The sequence below is a fragment of the Dactylosporangium sp. NPDC049525 genome (genome assembly GCF_040676755.1).
Lineage (GTDB): Bacteria > Actinomycetota > Actinomycetes > Mycobacteriales > Micromonosporaceae > Dactylosporangium.
The window spans coordinates 1-17,934 of the sequence record NZ_JBFAPO010000020.1 but is presented as its reverse complement, the minus strand read 5'-3'; the positions used below and the strand labels follow the sequence as shown (position 1 = coordinate 17,934).

At 73.6% G+C, this 17,934-nt stretch carries 12 protein-coding genes; 10 read left to right on the top strand and 2 right to left on the bottom strand.

Annotation, left to right across the window (positions count from 1 at the left end):
* Positions 1–115 precede the first annotated feature (115 nt).
* Together AB0K00_RS26920 and AB0K00_RS26915 are read right to left on the bottom strand one after the other, a co-directional pair.
* Positions 116–1,099, bottom strand: a complete 984-nt coding sequence (locus AB0K00_RS26920; protein WP_363525105.1) for an aldo/keto reductase — start codon at positions 1,097–1,099, stop codon at positions 116–118.
* A 55-nt stretch (positions 1,100–1,154) separates the two neighbouring features.
* Positions 1,155–2,042: an aldo/keto reductase gene (locus AB0K00_RS26915; RefSeq protein ID WP_363525102.1), complete on the bottom strand. Its 888-nt coding sequence runs from the start codon at positions 2,040–2,042 to the stop codon at positions 1,155–1,157.
* A gap of 161 nt (positions 2,043–2,203) precedes the next feature.
* On the opposite strand from AB0K00_RS26915, the gene AB0K00_RS26910 reads away from it, so the two are divergent.
* The 10 genes from AB0K00_RS26910 to AB0K00_RS26865 form a co-directional block, all read left to right on the top strand.
* Positions 2,204–3,121 carry a maleylpyruvate isomerase N-terminal domain-containing protein gene (locus AB0K00_RS26910; RefSeq protein WP_363525099.1) on the top strand — a complete coding sequence of 306 codons (918 nt, stop codon included), beginning with the start codon at positions 2,204–2,206 and terminating at the stop codon, positions 3,119–3,121.
* A 434-nt stretch (positions 3,122–3,555) separates the two neighbouring features.
* On the top strand, positions 3,556–4,398 hold the full coding sequence (locus AB0K00_RS26905; RefSeq protein WP_363525096.1) for a hypothetical protein: 843 nt from the start codon (positions 3,556–3,558) through the stop codon (positions 4,396–4,398).
* A 9-nt stretch (positions 4,399–4,407) separates the two neighbouring features.
* Entirely contained in the window at positions 4,408–5,052 is a 645-nt protein-coding gene (locus tag AB0K00_RS26900) for a hypothetical protein (protein ID WP_363525093.1), read from the top strand.
* The gene (locus tag AB0K00_RS26895; RefSeq protein WP_363525090.1) at positions 5,052–5,783 is read left to right on the top strand and encodes a protein phosphatase 2C domain-containing protein; all 732 of its coding nucleotides are present in this window, start codon (positions 5,052–5,054) and stop codon (positions 5,781–5,783) included. Before AB0K00_RS26900 ends, AB0K00_RS26895 begins: the two co-directional genes overlap by 1 nt.
* Positions 5,780–7,429, top strand: coding sequence for an FHA domain-containing protein (locus tag AB0K00_RS26890; protein WP_363525087.1), 1,650 nt, complete (start codon positions 5,780–5,782; stop codon positions 7,427–7,429). Before AB0K00_RS26895 ends, AB0K00_RS26890 begins: the two co-directional genes overlap by 4 nt.
* The gene (locus tag AB0K00_RS26885) at positions 7,426–8,937 is read left to right on the top strand and encodes a serine/threonine-protein kinase (protein ID WP_363525084.1); all 1,512 of its coding nucleotides are present in this window, start codon (positions 7,426–7,428) and stop codon (positions 8,935–8,937) included. Before AB0K00_RS26890 ends, AB0K00_RS26885 begins: the two co-directional genes overlap by 4 nt.
* Positions 8,934–15,122, top strand: coding sequence for an Ig-like domain-containing protein (locus tag AB0K00_RS26880; RefSeq protein ID WP_363525081.1), 6,189 nt, complete (start codon positions 8,934–8,936; stop codon positions 15,120–15,122). Before AB0K00_RS26885 ends, AB0K00_RS26880 begins: the two co-directional genes overlap by 4 nt.
* Before the next feature lie 19 nt (positions 15,123–15,141).
* Positions 15,142–16,110 (top strand): MoxR family ATPase, encoded by a 969-nt coding sequence (locus tag AB0K00_RS26875; RefSeq protein WP_363525079.1) that lies wholly within the window; start codon positions 15,142–15,144, stop codon positions 16,108–16,110.
* Entirely contained in the window at positions 16,107–17,273 is a 1,167-nt protein-coding gene (locus AB0K00_RS26870; protein ID WP_363525076.1) for a DUF58 domain-containing protein, read from the top strand. Before AB0K00_RS26875 ends, AB0K00_RS26870 begins: the two co-directional genes overlap by 4 nt.
* Positions 17,270–17,934, top strand: a 665-nt coding sequence (locus tag AB0K00_RS26865) for a hypothetical protein (protein WP_363525074.1), incomplete at its 3' end; no start/stop codon positions are given. The genes AB0K00_RS26870 and AB0K00_RS26865, both read left to right, overlap by 4 nt.

Sequence of the window (17,934 nt, the reverse complement as noted above, 5' to 3'; positions counted from 1 at the left end):
CGATGAGGCGGTGCCCCTGGAAGGCGGCGTTGCCCGTGAGGCAGCGTTCAGCGGCAAGGAAGTGCTCCTCTGGCGGCCGGCCGGTCCGGTGTGGAACGGGACCGGCCGGGCCGGCTCAGCGTTCGATCACCTGCATCTGCTCTTCGGTGTGGTGGCCGCCCTCGGCCGGTGGCAGCGCGGTCAGGGTCGCGACCTGCTCGGGCGTGAGCGTGACGGCGTCCGCGGCGGCGTTCTCCTCCACGCGGCTGACCCGCTTGGTGCCGGGGATCGGGACGACGTCGTCGCCCTGGGCCAGCAGCCACGCCAGCGCGACCTGGCCGGAGGTGGCGCCGACCTCATCGGCGACGGCCCGCACCTGGTCGGCGAGGCGCAGGTTGTGCCGGAGGTTCTCGCCGGTGAAGCGCGGGTGGTGCTTGCGGAAGTCGCTGTCGTCGAGGCGTTCGACGTCGGCCGGGGTGCGCAGGGCACCGGTGAGGAAGCCCCGGCCGAGCGGGGAGTACGCCACCAGGCCGATGCCCAGCTCACGCAGCACCGGCAGGATCTGCTCCTGGTCCCGCGTCCACAGGGAGTACTCCGACTGCAGGGCGGTGACCGGGTGCACGGCGTGTGCGCGGCGGATGGTGCCGATCCAGGCCTCGGACAGCCCGACGTGGCGGACCTTGCCCTCCTTCACGAGTTCCGCGAGGGCGCCCATGGTGTCCTCGATCGGGGTGCTCGGGTCGACGCGGTGCTGGTAGTACAGGTCGATGTGGCCGGTGCCGAGGCGCTTGAGCGAGCCCTCGACGGCGGCGCGGATGTTGCCGGGGCTGCTGTCCAGGCCGCTCGGGACGCGGCCGTCGTGGGAGATGAGGCCGAACTTGGTGGCCAGCACGACCTGATCGCGGCGCCCCTTCAGCGCTTTGCCGACCAGTTCCTCGTTGACATACGGTCCGTAGACCTCGGCGGTGTCGATCAGCGTGACACCCAGCTCGATCGCCCGGTGGATGGTGCGGATCGACTCCGCGTCGTCGCTGCCGGCGCCGCTGTAGCCGTGCGACATCCCCATCGCGCCCAGGCCGATGCGGGAGACCGTGAGGTCGCCGAAGTTGGTGGTACGCATGTTCGCCCTCCGTGTACTTCGTAGGAACGCAAGCCCGCGACGCGGGAGAGCGAGATCAGGCCTCGGGGATCGGCCGGCCGAAGCTGGCGAGGGTGATGGCGTCCGGCTCGGGGCCGCCGCGCTTGCCGGTGTCGAGGCCGTCGATCGCGGCGAGCTGCCCGCCGGTCAGCTCGAAGTCGAACACGTCGAGATTCTCCGCGATGCGCGCCGGCTTCGTCGACTTGGGGATCGCCGAGCGGCCCTGCTGCAGGTGCCAGCGCAGCATGACCTGCGCGGGTGACTTGCCGTGCGCCTCGGCGATCTTGCCGATCACCGGGTCCTGCAGGGTGCTGGAGTGCCCGCTGTCGCGGTAGAACGTGACACCGCCGATCGGCGACCACGCCTGGGCGAGGATACCGTGCTGGGCGCCGTACTCCTGCACGTCGCGCTGGGCGAAATACGGGTGCACCTCGAGCTGGTTCACCGCCGGCACGACCGTGGCCTTGTCCAGCAGCGCGGTCAGGTGCTCGACCATGAAGTTGCTGACCCCGATGGCGCGGACCTTGCCGTCGGCCAGGAGCGTCTCCAGCGCGCGGTAGGCGCCCAGGGTCTTGGCGAACTCCGACGGCAGCGCCTGGTGCAGGATCAGCAGGTCGATCTGGTCGACGCCGAGCTTGCCGGCGCTCTTGTCGAAGCCGTGCAGTGTCTGGTCGTAGCCGTAGTCGCTGATCCAGATCTTCGTCTCGATGAAGACCTCGGAGCGCTCGACGCCGGACTTGGCGATCGCCTCACCGACCTCGCGCTCGTTGCTGTACGCGGCGGCGGTGTCGATGTGCCGGTAGCCGGCCGCCAGCGCGGCGTCGACCGCGGCGCGGGTCTCGTCCGGCGGCGTCTGGAACACACCGAACCCGATCGCGGGAATCGCGACGTCGTTGTTCAGCGTCAACTGCGGGATGGTCAGCATGAGCGTTTTCCTCTCAGTTCCGGGGAAGCAGCGATCGTGACCTCGCGGGCACCCCAGTCGTGCTTCCAGCTGACACCTACCCACGTCCAGCCGGGAGACACCGGGCAAAGGGGTACCGGCAGGGACCCCCTCCCGCCGGGTGAGGCACCTGGCCTGGGAATGTGGACAATCGCAGCGACGTCCGAGCGTTGCCGACCTCCCGCCGGGCGAGGGTGGGCCCGGAGCAGGCCGGCATTCCCGCATACGGCAACCGGCGCGTCGCCGGGCTGCGCTGTGGGGAGGTCGCCGCGCGCCGCGTTGGTGTCTGGTCTACTGCCGGTATGGATAGATCCAGGCTGCTGCACTGCCTTGACGCCGAAGTCGCCCAACTTCGCGCCGCGGCCGCACGTGATCTGACTGCACCGGTCCCCACTTGCCCTGAGTGGACGGTCGAGGAACTGGTCCGTCATGTTGCGAACTTCTATCTCAATGTCGTGGTGCGGCGCCTGCACATGCCCGAGGATGTTCCGAGGGTGGAGTTGCCTCCAGACGCACTGGCGGCCCTCGACCGCGGCTACACCGCGGTGGTGCAGGACCTGGCCGGGCGCCCGCCCGACGAGCATGTGGGCCAGATGCCGCATGAGACCGTGTACTACTGGACCCGGCGAACAACACACGAGACGGCCATCCACCGCGTGGACGCTGAACTGGCAGTGGCCGGCCCGGTCGTGCCGATGCCCCGCGATCTGGCGATCGATGGGATCGACGAGATGCTGACGGGTTTTCTCGGCGAACTTACCCGGCTGTTTCCCGAGGAGTTCGCCGCTCACCTGAACGATTGGGACGGCAACGTGGTGGCCGTGTCAGCCAGAGACACCGCCTGGTGGATAACTGTGCGACCTGACGGCGCCGACGTCTCCCGGTGCGATCCCGGGCAGGTCCCCGACCAGGCCACCCGGGCACGTGTTCAGGGCGAGCCGGCCGAACTGTTGTACTGGCTCTACAACCGGGCCGGCAACGACCAGGTGCTCACAAGCGGCGACGATCAACTGGTCGCACAGCTCAAGCGGCTGCTGACGGCCGTCACCAACACTGCCTGACGCGTGTTGGCGTGAAGCGCGTCGCGGCGCACAGCCCAGGCTGACCGCACCGGCCGGCGGGTGGCTGTCCCGGTCCCGCGCAGGCGCGGATTCTCAGGTGGCGGCCGCGCAAAGTCAATCATGAGCGCGGTGGAGGGCCGTACACCGCCGGTGGTCGGCCGATCGGGTTGATCTTTCGAGGCGTTTGCCGTGCGGCAAAGACGTTCGATGTGACGCAGGCATCGAGGCGGCAGGTGGTGCCGCCCCGGCAGCCTGACGTGCCGCGGCCGAAGGTGCTGACGTCCGCACGGAGGCCGTGACATCGACGATTCGGCCGCTAACGTCTACCGCGCCGACCGGCCGCCGCTGCGTACCTGTGCGCTCACGCTCCGCTGGGCAACGGCATCGCGGGGCAAATTGGTCGATACGTCGGACGGGAGCACTGCATGGCGGGTATGTCCGGTGCTGATGCGGACGAGCTGCAACGGCTCGGCCTGCGCATGCAGGAGGCGGCCAACCGCCTCGAGGGCATCCGCAGTGAGGTCAGCGCGGCGTTCGCCCGGACCGCGTGGGACGGCGAGGACGGTCAGCACTTCCGCGACCTGTGGCAGCACCGGCTGTCCGGGCTGCTGCTGCAGGCGGCCGGCTCGACCCGCGCCGCGTCGGTCGTCGCGGTCCGCAACGCGCAGGAGCAGCGCATCGCCAGCGGCGCCGACGGCACGGGCGGCGGCGGTGGGTCGTTCCCGCCCTCGTGCACGCTCAGCGGCCCGGTCGACCAGAACGGCGGGTTCCTCAAGGTTCTCGGCGACCTCAACACGGTCGTCATCGGCGGGATCGCCACGGTCCTCGGCCAGCTCGACGCCAAGAAGTTCGGCAAGGTCGCCAAGGCGGTCGGTGGGGTCGGCGACGTCGTCGGCGGTGCCATCGACGTGTACACGCTCGTCAACGCCATTCAGCACGGCAACCGGACCGGCAACTGGGACAGCACCAAGGTTGCCACCGCCGACGTCGTCGCCGACGTCGCGTTTCCGCTGCTGGAGCTGGCGACGATCGGGTTCCCGCCGGCCGCGATCGGCATCTTCGTCGCGGACGTCGGCTGGAACCTGCTGGTCCCCGATGACGCGAAGCTCGCCGCCGTCAACGGCGTGATCGACGCGGGTCATCACCTGTACGACGCCGGCGGCCACGTCGTCAGCGCGGTCGCGGACGTCGGCCGTGCCGTGGGCGACGTCGGTGGGGCGGTGGTGGACATCGCCGAGGGCGGGTTCAACAACGCCAAGAAACTGCTCGGCTGGTAACGCCGGCTCATGACTGACGAAGGAGCGGACCCGGCCATGGCCGAAGGCACGTTGTTCACGTTCGCGGAGCTCGAGTTCCTGCTCCGGTCGGCCGGCGCGCAGCCGGCCGATGCGGTGCGCGAGCGGCTGAACCTGCAATCCGAGGCGAGCAGCGACATCGTCGTCGCCTCCGGGATGGCGTCGCTGCTCGCCCGCGGGCTGTGCACCGAGGTGAACGGCGACGTGGTGCCGGGAGACCTGGTCGTCGCCGCGATCGCGGCGCTGTCGACGCGGCACACCGTGTCCGAGGCGGCCGGCTGGATCGACGGCCGGCCCGTCGTGGTGCACCTGTTCAGCGGCACCGCGGCCCGCATCGCCGTCTACCCGGGCTCGTTCGGGCTCTACCGGGTCGAGGCCGTCGACCCCGCCGAGCCGCTCGCCCGCCCGCTGGTGCGGTTCCTCGACCTGTGCACCGCCGGCGACGGCGAGGCCGCGGTCCTGTTCCGGTCCACCGCCGGTGACGGGCCCGAGGTCGGCGTCGCGGCGGCGCGCAACGCGGAAGGAACGTGGCTGCTGTCCGACACGGCCGACAGCCCAGACGTGGGGCGGCCGTCGAGCCGCGACGCGATCGCCGCCCGGCTCGAGGAGCTCTTCGGCGAGAAGGTCGGCGTCTGATGGTGCTGACGCGGGTCGGCGCGGCCTCCGACACCGGCCGGGTGCGCAGCCGCAACGAGGACAGTGCGTTCGCCGGCGCCGGGGTGTACGCGGTTGCCGACGGGATGGGCGGGCACGCCGCCGGTGACGTCGCCAGCGGCCTCGCCGTCGCGGCGCTGCGCCGGCTGGTGGAACGCCCCGACCGCGGGCCGCAGGACGTCCGCGCCGAGATCGCCCGCGCCAACCGCGACATCCTCGCCTCCGCCGTCGCCGACCCGGCGCGCACCGGGATGGGCACGACGGTGGCCGGGGTGAGCCTGGTGCGGGTGGCCGGCACGGAGCACTGGGCGGTGTTCAACGTCGGCGACTCCCGCGTGTACCGGTTCGTCGACGACGCGCTCACCCAGATCACCGTTGACCATTCGGAGCTGAACGATGCGGTCCGCCAGCACGTGGTGACCCGGGCGCTGGGCACGGATCCTGGTCCGGACGCCGACCTGTGGGTGTTCCCGCCGACGCCGGGGGAGCGGTTCCTGATCTGCTCCGACGGGCTGCCCCGGGAGCTCGCCGACACGGAGATCGCCGCGGTGCTGCGGGCCGAGACCGGCGCTCAGGACGCCGCGGATTCGTTGGTACGCCGAGCCGTCAGCGCCGGCGGCCGCGACAATGTGACCGCCGTCGTGGTCGACCACGTCGCGCCCGCGGATCCGGACGAGGACGTCCACACGACACCACCGAGGCGGCGGGCGTGACGGCGGCGCATCCGGTCATCGGCACCGGCTACACGCCCGGCGGCTGGCTCGCGATGGCGGGCCCCGACCTGTGGCTGCTCGCCGACGCGGCCCCCGGCGACCCGGTCGTGCGGGAGTGCTGGCCGCTGGTCCGCGCCGGCGCCGACCTCACCGAGCTGACCCTGGCGCTCAAGGCCGCGGGCGCGCCGCAGGCGTTCGCCGTGGCGCACCACCGCGCCGGCGGGGTGCGGGCCGTGGTGTGCGGCGCCGCCTGGGCCGAGATCGTCGGCGTCGACGGCCACGTCACCGCGCTGCGCCCGGATTCCGGCACCGGCACCGCCGAGGTCGAGTTCGACCGGCCGGTCGCCGCCGTGCGTCTCGGCGGCGGCGTCGCCACTTCCGCGGACGCGGCAGACCCGCTGCCGCTGGACTCGGGTGTGGTGCTGGCCGCCGACCTGACGACCCGCCTGGCGCCGCTGGCCGAGCACCGGCCGCAACCCACCGAGCTGCCGCCTCCGGCACCGGTCGAACTGCTGGCGGCGCCGGTCGAACCGCTGGCGGCGCCGGTCGAGCTGCTGGCGGCGCCGGTCGAGCCACCGAGCCAGGTGCCCGTTGAGCGACCGAGCCAGGTGCCCGTCGAGCCCGCCGACGGCCCGGAGGAGGATCCGACCCGCTTCTTCGCCATGATGGGGCTCACCACGGCCGCCCCGGTGCAGACCGAGGAGTTCGCCGAGCCGCCGCCCGTCCCGGCGCCGCACGTCGAGCCGCACCCGGGAGTCCACCAGGAGCCGCTGCCGGAGCCGATCGGCCTCACCACGGTCCGGCCGAACGAGACCGGCCCGGCCGGCCGCGGCGCGACCACCGACGACGTCATCGACCTCGACGACCTCGACTGGCTCGTCACGCCCCCGCCGGCCCGCCCGACCCACACCCCGCCGCCCCCGGCCGTCCCGGCGTCGCTCACCCAGACCCCACCCCTGATCCACACCCCACCGCTGATCCACACACCGCCGCTGCCGGTCCAGCCGCTGCCGGTCCAGCCACCGCACGCACAGCCACCGCAGATCCAGCCATTGCACGCGCAGCCGCCGCAGGTTCAGCCGCCGCACGTGCAGCCGATGCCGCCCGTTGTGGCTCCGGGCGCCGAGGAGGACGACGCGCTCATCTTCACCACGGTGCGCGCCGGCCGCGGCGGCACCGGGCAAGCGCCGACCGTCAGCGCCGTACGCTGCCCCGCCGGGCACCTCAACGACCCGGCCGCCCGCGACTGCCGGGTCTGCGGGCAGCCGCTGCTGGTGCAGTCGCCGGTGCGGGTCACCCGGCCGCCGCTGGGCATCCTGCGGCTGTCGACCGGCGACACCATCCTGCTCGACCGCGACGTGCTGCTCGGCCGGGCACCCGGTACCCCCTCCGGCAGCGGCGCCGACGAGCCGCATTACGTGAAGCTGTCCAGCCCGTACAACGACATCTCCCGCAGGCACGTGGAGGTCCGGCTCGACGGCTGGGACGTCATCGCCGTCGACCTCGAGTCCCGCAACGGCACGTTCGTCGAGCAGCCCGGTGAGGCGCCCGCCGAGCTGCCCCGCGGCGGCGGCCAGGTGCTGCGCCCCGGTGCGGTCGTCGGCCTCACCGAGGACGTCTCGTTCCGCTTCGAGGTGACCGGGTGAGCGGCGTGAGCGGGCTGAGCGGCGTGGGTGTGCAGCCGCCGGTCATCGCCGGGTACGAGTTCCGCGGCCGCATCGCCGGCGGCGGGCACTCCGTGGTCCTGCGCTACCACCAGGTCCGTGAGCAGCGCGACGTGGCGGTGAAGGTGCTGACCCTGCGCGGCGCGGAGCGGGGCGCGTCCGCGCGGGTCGTCGCCGAGGCCAACAAGATGGCGAAGCTGAGCAACCACGGCAACATCGTCTCGGTCTTCTTCAGCGCCGAGGACGGCGACCGGCCCTACATCGTGATGGCGTACTGCCCCGGCGAGGACCTGTGGACGCTGCTGAAACGCGGCCCGTTCACGGTCCGGCGGGTGCTGCGCATCGGGGTGCAGATCGCCGACGCGCTGCAGGCCGCGCACGCCCTCGGCATCATCCACCGGGACATCAAACCGGCGAACATCCTCACCGACGAGTACCGCAACCCGCGCCTCACCGACTTCGGCATCAGCGTGCTGAACGAGGATCCGGGCGACGAGGACGGCGGCATCGCCGTGTCGGTGCCGTGGGCGCCGCCGGAGGTGCTGCGCGGCGAGCCGGCCGACACCACCGCCGACATCTACTCCCTCGGCGCGACCCTGTGGAACCTGCTGACCGGCCGGATGCCGTTCGCCGTGTCGCCGGCGCGGCCCGGCGACAACTCCCCGGAGGCGATGGAGGCCCGCATCCTCGCCGGCCGTGCCCCGCGCACCGGCCGCGCCGACGTCCCGCCCGAGCTGGAGCAGTTCCTGGCGAGGATGCTCGCCCCCGCGCCCGGTTCCCGGCCGGCGGCCGCCCTGGACGTGGTCCGCGAGCTGCAACGCATCGAGGCGGCGTGCGGCGGCCCGGTCCGCGCCGACGATCCATGGCACCAGCAGCCCACCACGCCCGCCGCCATGCCCGCGACCGCACCGGCGAACGCCTCCGTCACCGACAACGACGAGGCACTGCTGACCCGCACCCGGATCCGGCGCCCGAAACCCGCCGAGCCGGGCGTGGAGACCCGCACCCAGCGCCGGACCGCGGCGCCCCCGGCCACCCCGGTCGCGGCGACCGAGCCGGAGGAACCGCCCCGCAACCGCCGCTGGATGCTTGCCGCCGCAGCGCTGGTACTGGTCGCCGGCGCCGTGGTCTACGCCGCCATCGGGGGAGACGACCCGCCGGCCGAGCGGACCGGGCAGGCCGGACAGGAGACGGCACCGGCGCAGGACGCGGGCGCCGGCGGCGACCTGGTCCCGCCCGGCATCCCCACGGTCGTCGCCGAACGCACCGACCCGGCGCACCTGCGGTTCACCTGGACCTATTCGGCCCCGTACGACAGCGACACGTTCGCCTGGCAGACCAAGGACGGCGCGAAGACCGGTGTGGTCGACAGCCCCACCGTCGACGTCGAGGCGCCCGCCGGGACCGAGGTCTGCGTGCAGGTCAGGGTCGTGCGCGCCGACGGCGGCAACGGCACCGTCGACTGGTCCCCGGCCGGATGTGGCCGATGAGGACCCCCGACGCCAGGGCGATCCTCAGCCAGGTTCGCCGCCGCTGGACCGAGCTGGCCTCCGTGCTTGTCATCGGCGGCGGCGCGCTCATCCTCATCGTCTCCGCCGTCTTCGCCGCCGGGTTCCCGGTGCGCCGGGTCGAGCTCAACGACGGCGGTATCTGGGTCACCAGCGACAAGGACGGCCTCTTCGGCCGGCTCAACAAACCGGCCGGGTCCCTCGACGCCGCGCTGTACCCGCCCGGCGGCGCGCAGCAGGCCTACGCCCTCGACGTCGTGCAGGACGGCAAGGCCGTCGCCGCCTGGGACAAGGGCACCGGCCGGCTCATCCCCGTCGACGTGCAACGCGGCGTCACCGTCGGCGACCGTGGCATCCCGGTCGCCGCGGCCCAGCAGGTCGGGCTGGCCGGCGGCACCCTCGCCGTCCTGGACCCGCAGTCCGGCAAGGTGTGGGCGGTCCGCGTCGACGGCGCGCACGGCCTGTCGTCGCTGACCGAGCTCGACCAGGCCGGCACCCCCGTCGCCACGGTCGGGGAGAAGGCGGTCCTCGCCGTCGGCGTCGACGGCACCATCCACGCGCTGTCCGCCGACGGCCGCCTCGCCACCGTCACCCCGGCGGCCGGCGGGTTCGCCGCGGCCACCTATCAGCAGCTCGGCCCGATCGGCCGGCCCCTGCTGACCGCCGTCGGCGACCGCGCCGTCGTGCTCGACGCCGTCTCCGGCCGGCTGACCGCGATCGACGGCGGAGCCGCCCAGCTGACCGGCGTCGACGACAAGACCGTCCTGCAGCGTCCCGGCCCGGCGGCCGGCACCGTCGTCGTCGCGACCGGGAAGGCGCTGCTCGCCGTCGACGTCGCCAGCGGCGCCGTCACGACGCTCGGCGCGGCGCCCGGCGGCGACCCGGCCGCCCCGGTCCGGCTCGACGACTGCGTCCACGCCGCCTGGTCCGGCACCACCGGCGGCTACTTCCGCGCCTGCGGCGGCGGGCCCGCCACCAAGGGCAACCTCAAGGACGCGCAGGTCCTCGAACGGCCCGTGTTCCGGGTCAACCGCGGCGCGATCGTCCTCAACGACCTGAGCACCGGCGCCGTGTGGGACCTCGCCGACCAGCGCCGGGTCGACAACTGGTCGTCGGTGCGCCCGCCGCCGGTCCAGGTCGACGACGACAAGACCAAGAAGAACGAGAACGACGTCCCGCTGCCGGACCGCAAGCCGAAGGCCGTCGACGACACCCTCGGCGCCCGGCCCGGCCGCACCACGCTGCTGTACGTGCTGGACAACGACTCCGACCCGTCCGGTCAGATCCTGTCCGTGACCGCCGTGACCACGCCCGACAACCCGGACGTGCGGGTGGTCATCGCCGCCGACGGGCAGTCCGTCGCGCTGACCGTGCCGACGCAGGTGAAGCCCGGCGCGGCGGTGCACTTCCGCTACACCGTCGACGACGGCACCGCCTCCGCCGACGCCGCGGTCACCGTGCAGCTGCGCGGCCCGAACGACAACACCGCACCCGCGCTGCGGACCGGCTTCAAACCGCCGCCGTGGACCGTGCCGGCCGGCGGGCAGCTGTCGCTGCCGGTCCTCACCGACTGGCGCGACTTCGACGGCGACCCAGTCGCCCTCACCGGCGCCACCGCCAAGGCCGGCACCGTCACCACCACCCCCGACGGCTTCCTCGACTACACCGCACCGGCCGACGGCGGGCAGCAGCGCCTCACCTACCAGGTGTCCGACGGCATCGCCCCGCCCGTCGCCGGCGCCGCCGACGTGACCGTGCAGGCGGCCACCGCCACCAACGCGGTCGCCGCGACCGCCCAGCCGGACGTGGCCCGCGGGCAGGTCGGGCAGCCGATCACGGTCCGCCCGCTGGACAACGACCTGCCCGGCTCCGACCCGGCGAACCCGGCCGCGCGGCTCGCCCTCGCCGGTGAACTGGCCAGCCCCGCCAACAGCACCGTCGTGACGAACCTCAAGAACGGCACGGTCGTGCTGACCGCCGCGAAACCCGGCCCGTACCTGCTGGAGTACAAGGTCGCCTTCGGCAACGCCCCGTTCGCCAAGGGACAGATCCGCGTCGACGTCGTGCCGGTCCCGGCGTCGCCGACGCCACCGGTCGCCATGCCCGACTACGCCGTCCTGCGCGGGCAGCTCGCCACCACCGTCGACGTGCTCGCCAACGACTTCGCCGCGTCCGGCGGGGTGCTGCTGGTGCAACGCGCGTCCACTGTGGACGACAAGGCGCAGCTCAGCGTCGCCATCGTCGACGGGCGGTGGCTGCGCATCGCCGCGCTGAACGCGGCCACGTCCGCGCAGCCGCAACTGGTGCGCTACAGCGTCACCGACGGCACCACCGCACCCGTCACCGGCGAGGTCAGCGTCACCCGGCTGCCCGAGGCACCCGACATCAGGCCCGCCCCGAAGGACGACGCCGTCACCGTCCGGGCCGGGGACGTGGCCACCGTCGCCGTCCTCGACAACGACACCAACCCCGGCGGCGCGCCGATGTCCCTCGCCGCCGACGTCCCCGGCACGCCCGGCGCCGGGCAGCTCACCGTCACCTCGGCCAAGGGCAACGACCCGGACGTCAACGGCCGCGCCTACGTGACCGGCGACCTCGTCCGGTACGTGCCGCCGCCGACCGTGACCGCACCGCTGCAGGTGAGCGTCGCCTACGTGGTCCGCAACACCGCCGGCGACCAGGCCACCGGGCAGCTGCGGGCCACGGTGCTGCCGCTGCCGGGCGCCGCCAACGCCAACCGCCCGCCGGCGCCGCTGCCGGTCGAGGGCCGGGCCGTGGCCGGGCAGACCGTCCGCATCACGATCCCGGTCACCGGCGCCGACCCCGACGGCGACGCGGTCACCCTCGTCGGTCTCGGCTCCGCGCCGACCCTCGGCCGGGTCCTGAGCGTCAACGCCACCTCCCTCGAATACCAGGCGTACCCGACCAGCGCCGGCACCGACACGTTCACCTACCGCGTCACCGACCGCTTCGGCGGCGTCGGCGAGTCGACGGTCCGCGTCGGTGTCGCCCCGCCGGGCGCGCCGCAGCCGCCGGTCGCCGTCGACGACGAGGTCACCGCCGCGCCCGGGGCGAAGCTGCACGTCGACGTGCTCGCCAACGACATCTACGCCGACACCGTCAGCATCGAACCCCTCGACGGCAGTTCGCCGGGCGTCAGCCTCAGCGGCCCGGACGGCCCGATCGACGTGGTCGTGCCCGAGCTCACCGGCAAGCCGCTCGTCGTGGTGTACACCATCACCAACGGCATCGGTGAACCCTCGGCCGCCACGCTCACCGTGCGCGGGCAACGGGACTACGACATCCCGCCGGTGGCGTTCGACGCCTACCCGGCCGTGCCGGCCGGTGGCCGCACCGTCACCGTCGACATCGCCAAGCAGTGCGTCGACCCGGACGGCGACGCCGCCGACCTCGTCGTCACCCGGGTGTTCGACCCGGCCGCGACGCAGGCCGGCGGGCGGATCACCGTCCCCGTCACCGACGTGCCGCACACCGTCGCCTACGAAGTGAAGGACCCGGGCGGGGCGACCGCGATCGGGCTCATCCACGTGCCGGTCCCCGGCGCCGGCGCCCCCTACGCCACCCCAGGCAAGACGATCACCGTCGACCGGGACGGCACCACCCGCGTCGAGCTTCCCGGCTACGTCACCGACCCGGCCGGCAAGACGGTCCGGCTCACCACCACCGACCGGCTGTGGGCGTCCCCGGCCGCGTCGCTGACCGCGAAGGCCGACGGCGAGCACACCATCGTGCTGACCGCGAAGGGCGGCTACAGCGGCCCGGGCGCGCTCACCTTCGAGGTCACCGACGGCACGTCGCTCACCGACCCGGCCGGGCTGCTCGCCGTCATCACCGTCCCGGTCCAGGTCGGCCCGCCGACCCCGGTCCTGCACTGCCCCGACGACCCGCTGCCGGTCGTGGAGGGCGGCGCCCCGCTCAGCCTCGACGTCACCGCGATCTGCCACGTGTGGGCGCCGGACCGCGGCACGCTGCCCGCGCTCACGTACACCTTCGGCTGGAAGCAGCAGCCGGCCGGCAACGTCACCCTGGCCGGCTCCGGCGAGCACGTCGGCACGGTCACCGCCGCCGCCGGTTCGCCGCCCGGCTCGACCGGCGTCGTCACCGTCGGCGTGAACGGGCACGACGGCGTCACCGCCGAACTGTCCGTGAAGGTCCTCGCCGCGGCGCCGCCGTCGATCAGCGCGGTCACCGTCGACGGCATCAAGGCCGGCGAGGCCACCACCGTCGACCTCACCCGCTACGTGCGCTCGCAGCTGCGCGACCCGCAGATCAGCGTCGTGTCGGTCAGCAAGACCGGCGGGATGAACGCCACCGTCGCCAGCACCGGCGCGACCGTCCAGCTCACCCCCGCCGGCGACGCGCACGGCACCATGACGTTCGCGGTGACCGTCACCGACGTCGCCGACAAGGCCCGCACCGACCGGCACGTCACCGGGCAGATCACGCTGCACGTCCTCGGCGTGCCCGACGCACCCGGCACCCCCGCCATCGACCGGACCGTGCTGAGCAAGTCGGTGGCGCTGTCGTGGGGCGCTCCGGCGAACAACGGCGCGCCGATCGAGCAGTACGAGGTCGCCTGGTCCGGCGGCACCCAGGCGTGCGCGGCGTCGCCGTGCCTGATCACCGGCCTCACCAACGGGCAGAACTACACGTTCACGGTGCGGGCCCGCAACCTCGTCGGCTGGAGCAAGCCCAGCGCCGCGTCGGCGGTCGCGCAGCCCAACACCGTCCCGGGCGCGGTCACCGCCCTGGCCACCGCCGACCCGCAGGACCACACGCTGCGGCTGAGCTGGACCGCGCCGCCCAACGAGGGCACGCCGGTGCAGCGCTACGACGTCACCTGGACCGGCGGCGGCCGGCAGTCCTCGCCCGGCACCGCCCTCACCGCCACCGGGCTGGACAACGACACCGTCTACACGTTCACCGTCGTCGCGGTGAACGCGAAGGGCCCCGGCGAGGCGGCCACAGTGGACGGTCAGTCGGCGGGCGCCCCGGCCACGCCGCCCGCGCCGGCGGTCACCTCGGTGGACTCCGCGGACAAGTCGTCGCGGGCGGTCACCGTGTCCTGGTCGGCGGTCGGCCCCAACGGTCCCGGTCCGACCACGTACACCGTCAACCGCTCCGGTGGCGGCGGCAAGGTGGTCTGCGCGGCGGTGACGGCCCGGTCCTGCGCCGACGACGGGCTCGCCAACGACGGCACCGTCTACACGTACACGCTGACCGCGGAGAACTCGGTCGGGCACGCGTCGCCGGCCGGCCCCGGCACCCAGATGGAGGCCGCGTCGACTCCCGACGCCATCACCAACGCGTCGGCGACCCCGACGGGCGCGGACGGGCAGGCGACGCTGCGGTTCGACGCGCCCGCCTCGCACGGCGCCACCAACACCGTCACGTGCACGTGGAGCGGCGGCAGCTGCGGCACGTGGACGTACCCGACCGGCGGGCAGGGCGGCGCCACGCAGACCGTCAACGGCCTGCCGAACGGGCAGAGCGTCGCGCTGAACCTGCAGTCCTGCAACGGCAGCAGCGGCGGGGCCGGCTCCGGCAGCCCGTGCAACACCGCCGTGGCGGCGAACGTCACCACCTACGGGCCGATGAAGGACCTGACCATCAACACGTTCGCGAGCGGGCCGAACGCCAACTGGGTGGTCAGTGTCGACCCCAACGGCCGGCCCGCGACCGTCACGGTCCGAACGAGCGTGCGGACCGACACGTACACCACCGGCCCCGGCTACTGGAGCTACTCCGGCAGCGACGTCGTCGGCTACAACGCCTCCGACACGATCAACGTCACCGTGACCGACGCCGGTCGCACGACCCTGACCCAGTCGCACACGCAGACGACCGGCCCGGCCCCGGCGACGGTCACCGTCTCCCGGGGCGCGCGGTGCGGCGGCGGTGGCGGCGCGGCCTGCGCCGGCGGGACCTGCTCCAGCACCTCGTGCGGCTACATCCGGGTCACCACCGCGAACTTCCCCGGCAACGTCACCTGCACCTTCAACAGCCAGCACGGCCCCGGCGGCTTCTTCAGCGGCACCTGGACCGCGAACCAGACCAAGGACTCCGGCAACTGGTACGGCTACCCCGGCGAATGGGTCACCGTCACCTGCGGCGGGGTCAGCGGGACCTTCACATGGCCTGCGTAATCACGGAAGGACCCCCCTCATGAACGTCACCCCTGAGCAGGCCGCGAAGTTCCGCGAGACCTTCGACCGGCTGGTCGCGAACGTCAACGCCGCGATCCTCGGCAAGGACCACGTCGTGCGGCTCGCGTTCACCTGCCTGCTGTCCGAGGGGCACCTGCTGCTGGAGGACTACCCGGGCACCGGCAAGACGTCCCTGGCCCGGGCGCTCGCCAACACCGTCAAGGGCACCAGCTCCCGCATCCAGTTCACCCCGGACCTGCTGCCCTCCGACGTCACCGGGGTCCAGGTGTACGACCAGAGCACCCGCCGGTTCGAGTTCATGCCCGGCCCGATCTTCCACTCGATCGTCCTCGCCGACGAGATCAACCGGGCCTCGCCGAAGACCCAGTCGGCGCTGCTCGAGGTCATGGACGAGAGCCACGTGACGGTCGACGGCACCCGCTACCCGGTCGGCAAGCCGTTCATGGTCATCGCCACCCAGAACCCGGTCGAGCAGGCCGGCACCTACCCGCTGCCGGAGGCGCAGCTCGACCGGTTCCTGATGAAGGCCGGCCTCGACTACCCCGACCACGACGCGATGGTGGCGCTGCTGCGCGACGCGGCCGTGCGTGACCGGGCCGCCGACGTGCGCCCCATCATCGCCGCCGGGGTCCTGGAACCGTTGAGCCGCCTCGCCGACCACGTCTACGTCCGCGACGAGATCCTCGCCTACGTCAGCCGCATCGCCGAGGCGTCCCGGCAGCACAAGCACGTGAAGCTCGGCGTCTCCGCCCGCGGCTGCCTCGCCTACGTGCGGTGCGCGAAGACGTGGGCGATCGCGCACGGCCGCACCTACGTCACCCCGGACGACATCCGGATGCTGGCCCAGCCGCTGCTGTCGCACCGGGTCCTCGTCAACGCCGAGGCCCAGTTCGACGGGGTCACCGTCGACCAGGTCCTGCGGGAGATCTTCTACGAGGTGGCGCCGCCGCTGGAGCGGGCCGCATGAAGCTGCCCACCGGGGTCGTGCAGGTCGTGACGCCGCTCGGCCGGCTGGTGCTGGCTGGGTCGGTGCTGGTGCTGGCCGCCGGGGTGTACGCCGGCTGGGCCGAGGCCGTCACGGCCGGCCTCACCGGCCTGTTCGCGCTCGGGATCGCGGCGCTGTTCACGATCGGGCGGACCGCGATCACCGTGGACGTCGCCCCGCAGCGCCGCCGCATCGTCGCCGGCGAACACGCCCCGGTGACCGTGACCGTCACCAACGTCGCGCCGCGCCGGCTGCTGCCGTTCACCCTCGAGGTCGGCACCGGCACCGCGGTGGAGGCGTTCGCCGTGCCCGGGCTCGCCGCCGGCGCGACCCACGCCAACGCCTTCGAGCTCCACGCCCGGCGCCGCGGCGTCATCCCGGTCGGCCCCGCGACCAGCGTCCGCGGCGACCCGCTGCGGCTGCTGCAGCGCCGGGTCGAGTGGGCCGGGCTGCAGGAGGTGTTCGTGCACCCGGCGACGGTCCGCCTCGAACCCGTCGGCCGGGGGCTGCTGCGCGACCTGGAGGGCCGCACCACCAACGACGTGTCGATGAGCGACCTCGCCTTCCACACGTTGCGGGAGTACGTGCCCGGCGACGACCGCCGGTACATCCACTGGCGGTCCTCGGCGAAGGCGAACACGTTCCTGGTCCGGCAGTTCCAGGACACCCGCCGCACCTGCCTGCTCGTCGCCGTCGACGACAGCGAGGCCGCGTACGGCGACCCCGACGAGTTCGAGACGGCGGTGTCCGCGGCCGCATCCGTCGCGGTCCGGTCCGTCGACGACGCCGTGGACGTCACCCTGCTGGCCGGGGCGCACTGGACCGGCAGCGACCTCGCCTCCCGCCGCAACCGGCAGAAGGTCCTGGACACCTGCGCCCGCGCCGTCCTGAGCCCGGCCGGCGGCCTGCCGCAGCTGGTGGCCCGCGGGGTCCGGGCGGTGCCGGAGGCCACCTACGCCGTCGTCGTCACCGGGTCCCGGCCCACGTTCGCCGACCTGCGCCGCGCCTGCGCGCAACTGCCCGCCGGGATGCCGGCCGTGGCGGTGCGGGTCGAGCCGGGCGCCCGGCCGCGGCTCGCCGCGCACGCCGCCCTCACCGTCGTCACCCTGTCCGAGCTCGCCGACCTGCCGGGGCTCATGCGATGAGAACGACCCGCACCGATCTCACCGACGCCGCGTTCGTCGCGGTCCTGAGCACCCTGGCGCTGCTCGGGTTCGCGACCACGTTCGCCGGCTGGACCTACCTCGGCGTCGGCGCGGCCGGCGTCGGCGCCGGGCTGGTGCTCAGCCATGCCGTCAGCGCCGTCCGCAAACCGGTGCTGGTGCTCGCCGCCGCGGTCGTCGCGGTGTTCTTCGCCGGTGGCGTGCCACTGGTCCTGCCGGGGGCACCGTTGTCGGCCGGGACCGTCCGGACCCTGGCGGAGTCGGCGGTGTACGGCTGGAAGCAGCTGCTCACCACCCTGCCACCGGTCACCGAACCGCGGCTGGTCGTCGTCCCGTGGATCCTGGGCCTGGCCTGCGGGGCGGCCGCGTCCGCGGTGGCGCTGCGGGTGACGGCGGCGCCGGGCCGGACCGCCGCGCTGCGGGCCGCCGCCCCGGTCGCCGTGCCCACCGGCACCCTCGCCCTGGTCATCCTGCTCGGCACCCACGAACCCGCCGCGCAGGTCGCCGACGGCGTCGGCTTCGCCGTCCTCGCCCTGCTCTGGACCGCCGTCCGGCTCGGCCGCACCACCGGCCGCGCCGCTGCTGGCAACAGCGGCAGCGCCGCCCGCCGTGGCGGCCGGGCCGGTCGCCTGCTCGCCGGGGC

What these genes read in the sequence shown, in the direction of transcription:
- AB0K00_RS26920 (WP_363525105.1), bottom strand. Translation starts at nt 1,099, where the DNA reads ATGCGTACCACCAACTTCGGCGACCTCACGGTCTCCCGCATCGGCCTG.
- AB0K00_RS26915 (WP_363525102.1), bottom strand. Translation starts at nt 2,042, where the DNA reads ATGCTGACCATCCCGCAGTTGACGCTGAACAACGACGTCGCGATTCCC.
- AB0K00_RS26905 (WP_363525096.1), top strand. Translation starts at nt 3,556, where the DNA reads ATGTCCGGTGCTGATGCGGACGAGCTGCAACGGCTCGGCCTGCGCATG.
- AB0K00_RS26900 (WP_363525093.1), top strand. Translation starts at nt 4,408, where the DNA reads ATGACTGACGAAGGAGCGGACCCGGCCATGGCCGAAGGCACGTTGTTC.
- AB0K00_RS26895 (WP_363525090.1), top strand. Translation starts at nt 5,052, where the DNA reads ATGGTGCTGACGCGGGTCGGCGCGGCCTCCGACACCGGCCGGGTGCGC.
- AB0K00_RS26880 (WP_363525081.1), top strand. Translation starts at nt 8,934, where the DNA reads ATGAGGACCCCCGACGCCAGGGCGATCCTCAGCCAGGTTCGCCGCCGC.
- AB0K00_RS26875 (WP_363525079.1), top strand. Translation starts at nt 15,142, where the DNA reads ATGAACGTCACCCCTGAGCAGGCCGCGAAGTTCCGCGAGACCTTCGAC.
- AB0K00_RS26870 (WP_363525076.1), top strand. Translation starts at nt 16,107, where the DNA reads ATGAAGCTGCCCACCGGGGTCGTGCAGGTCGTGACGCCGCTCGGCCGG.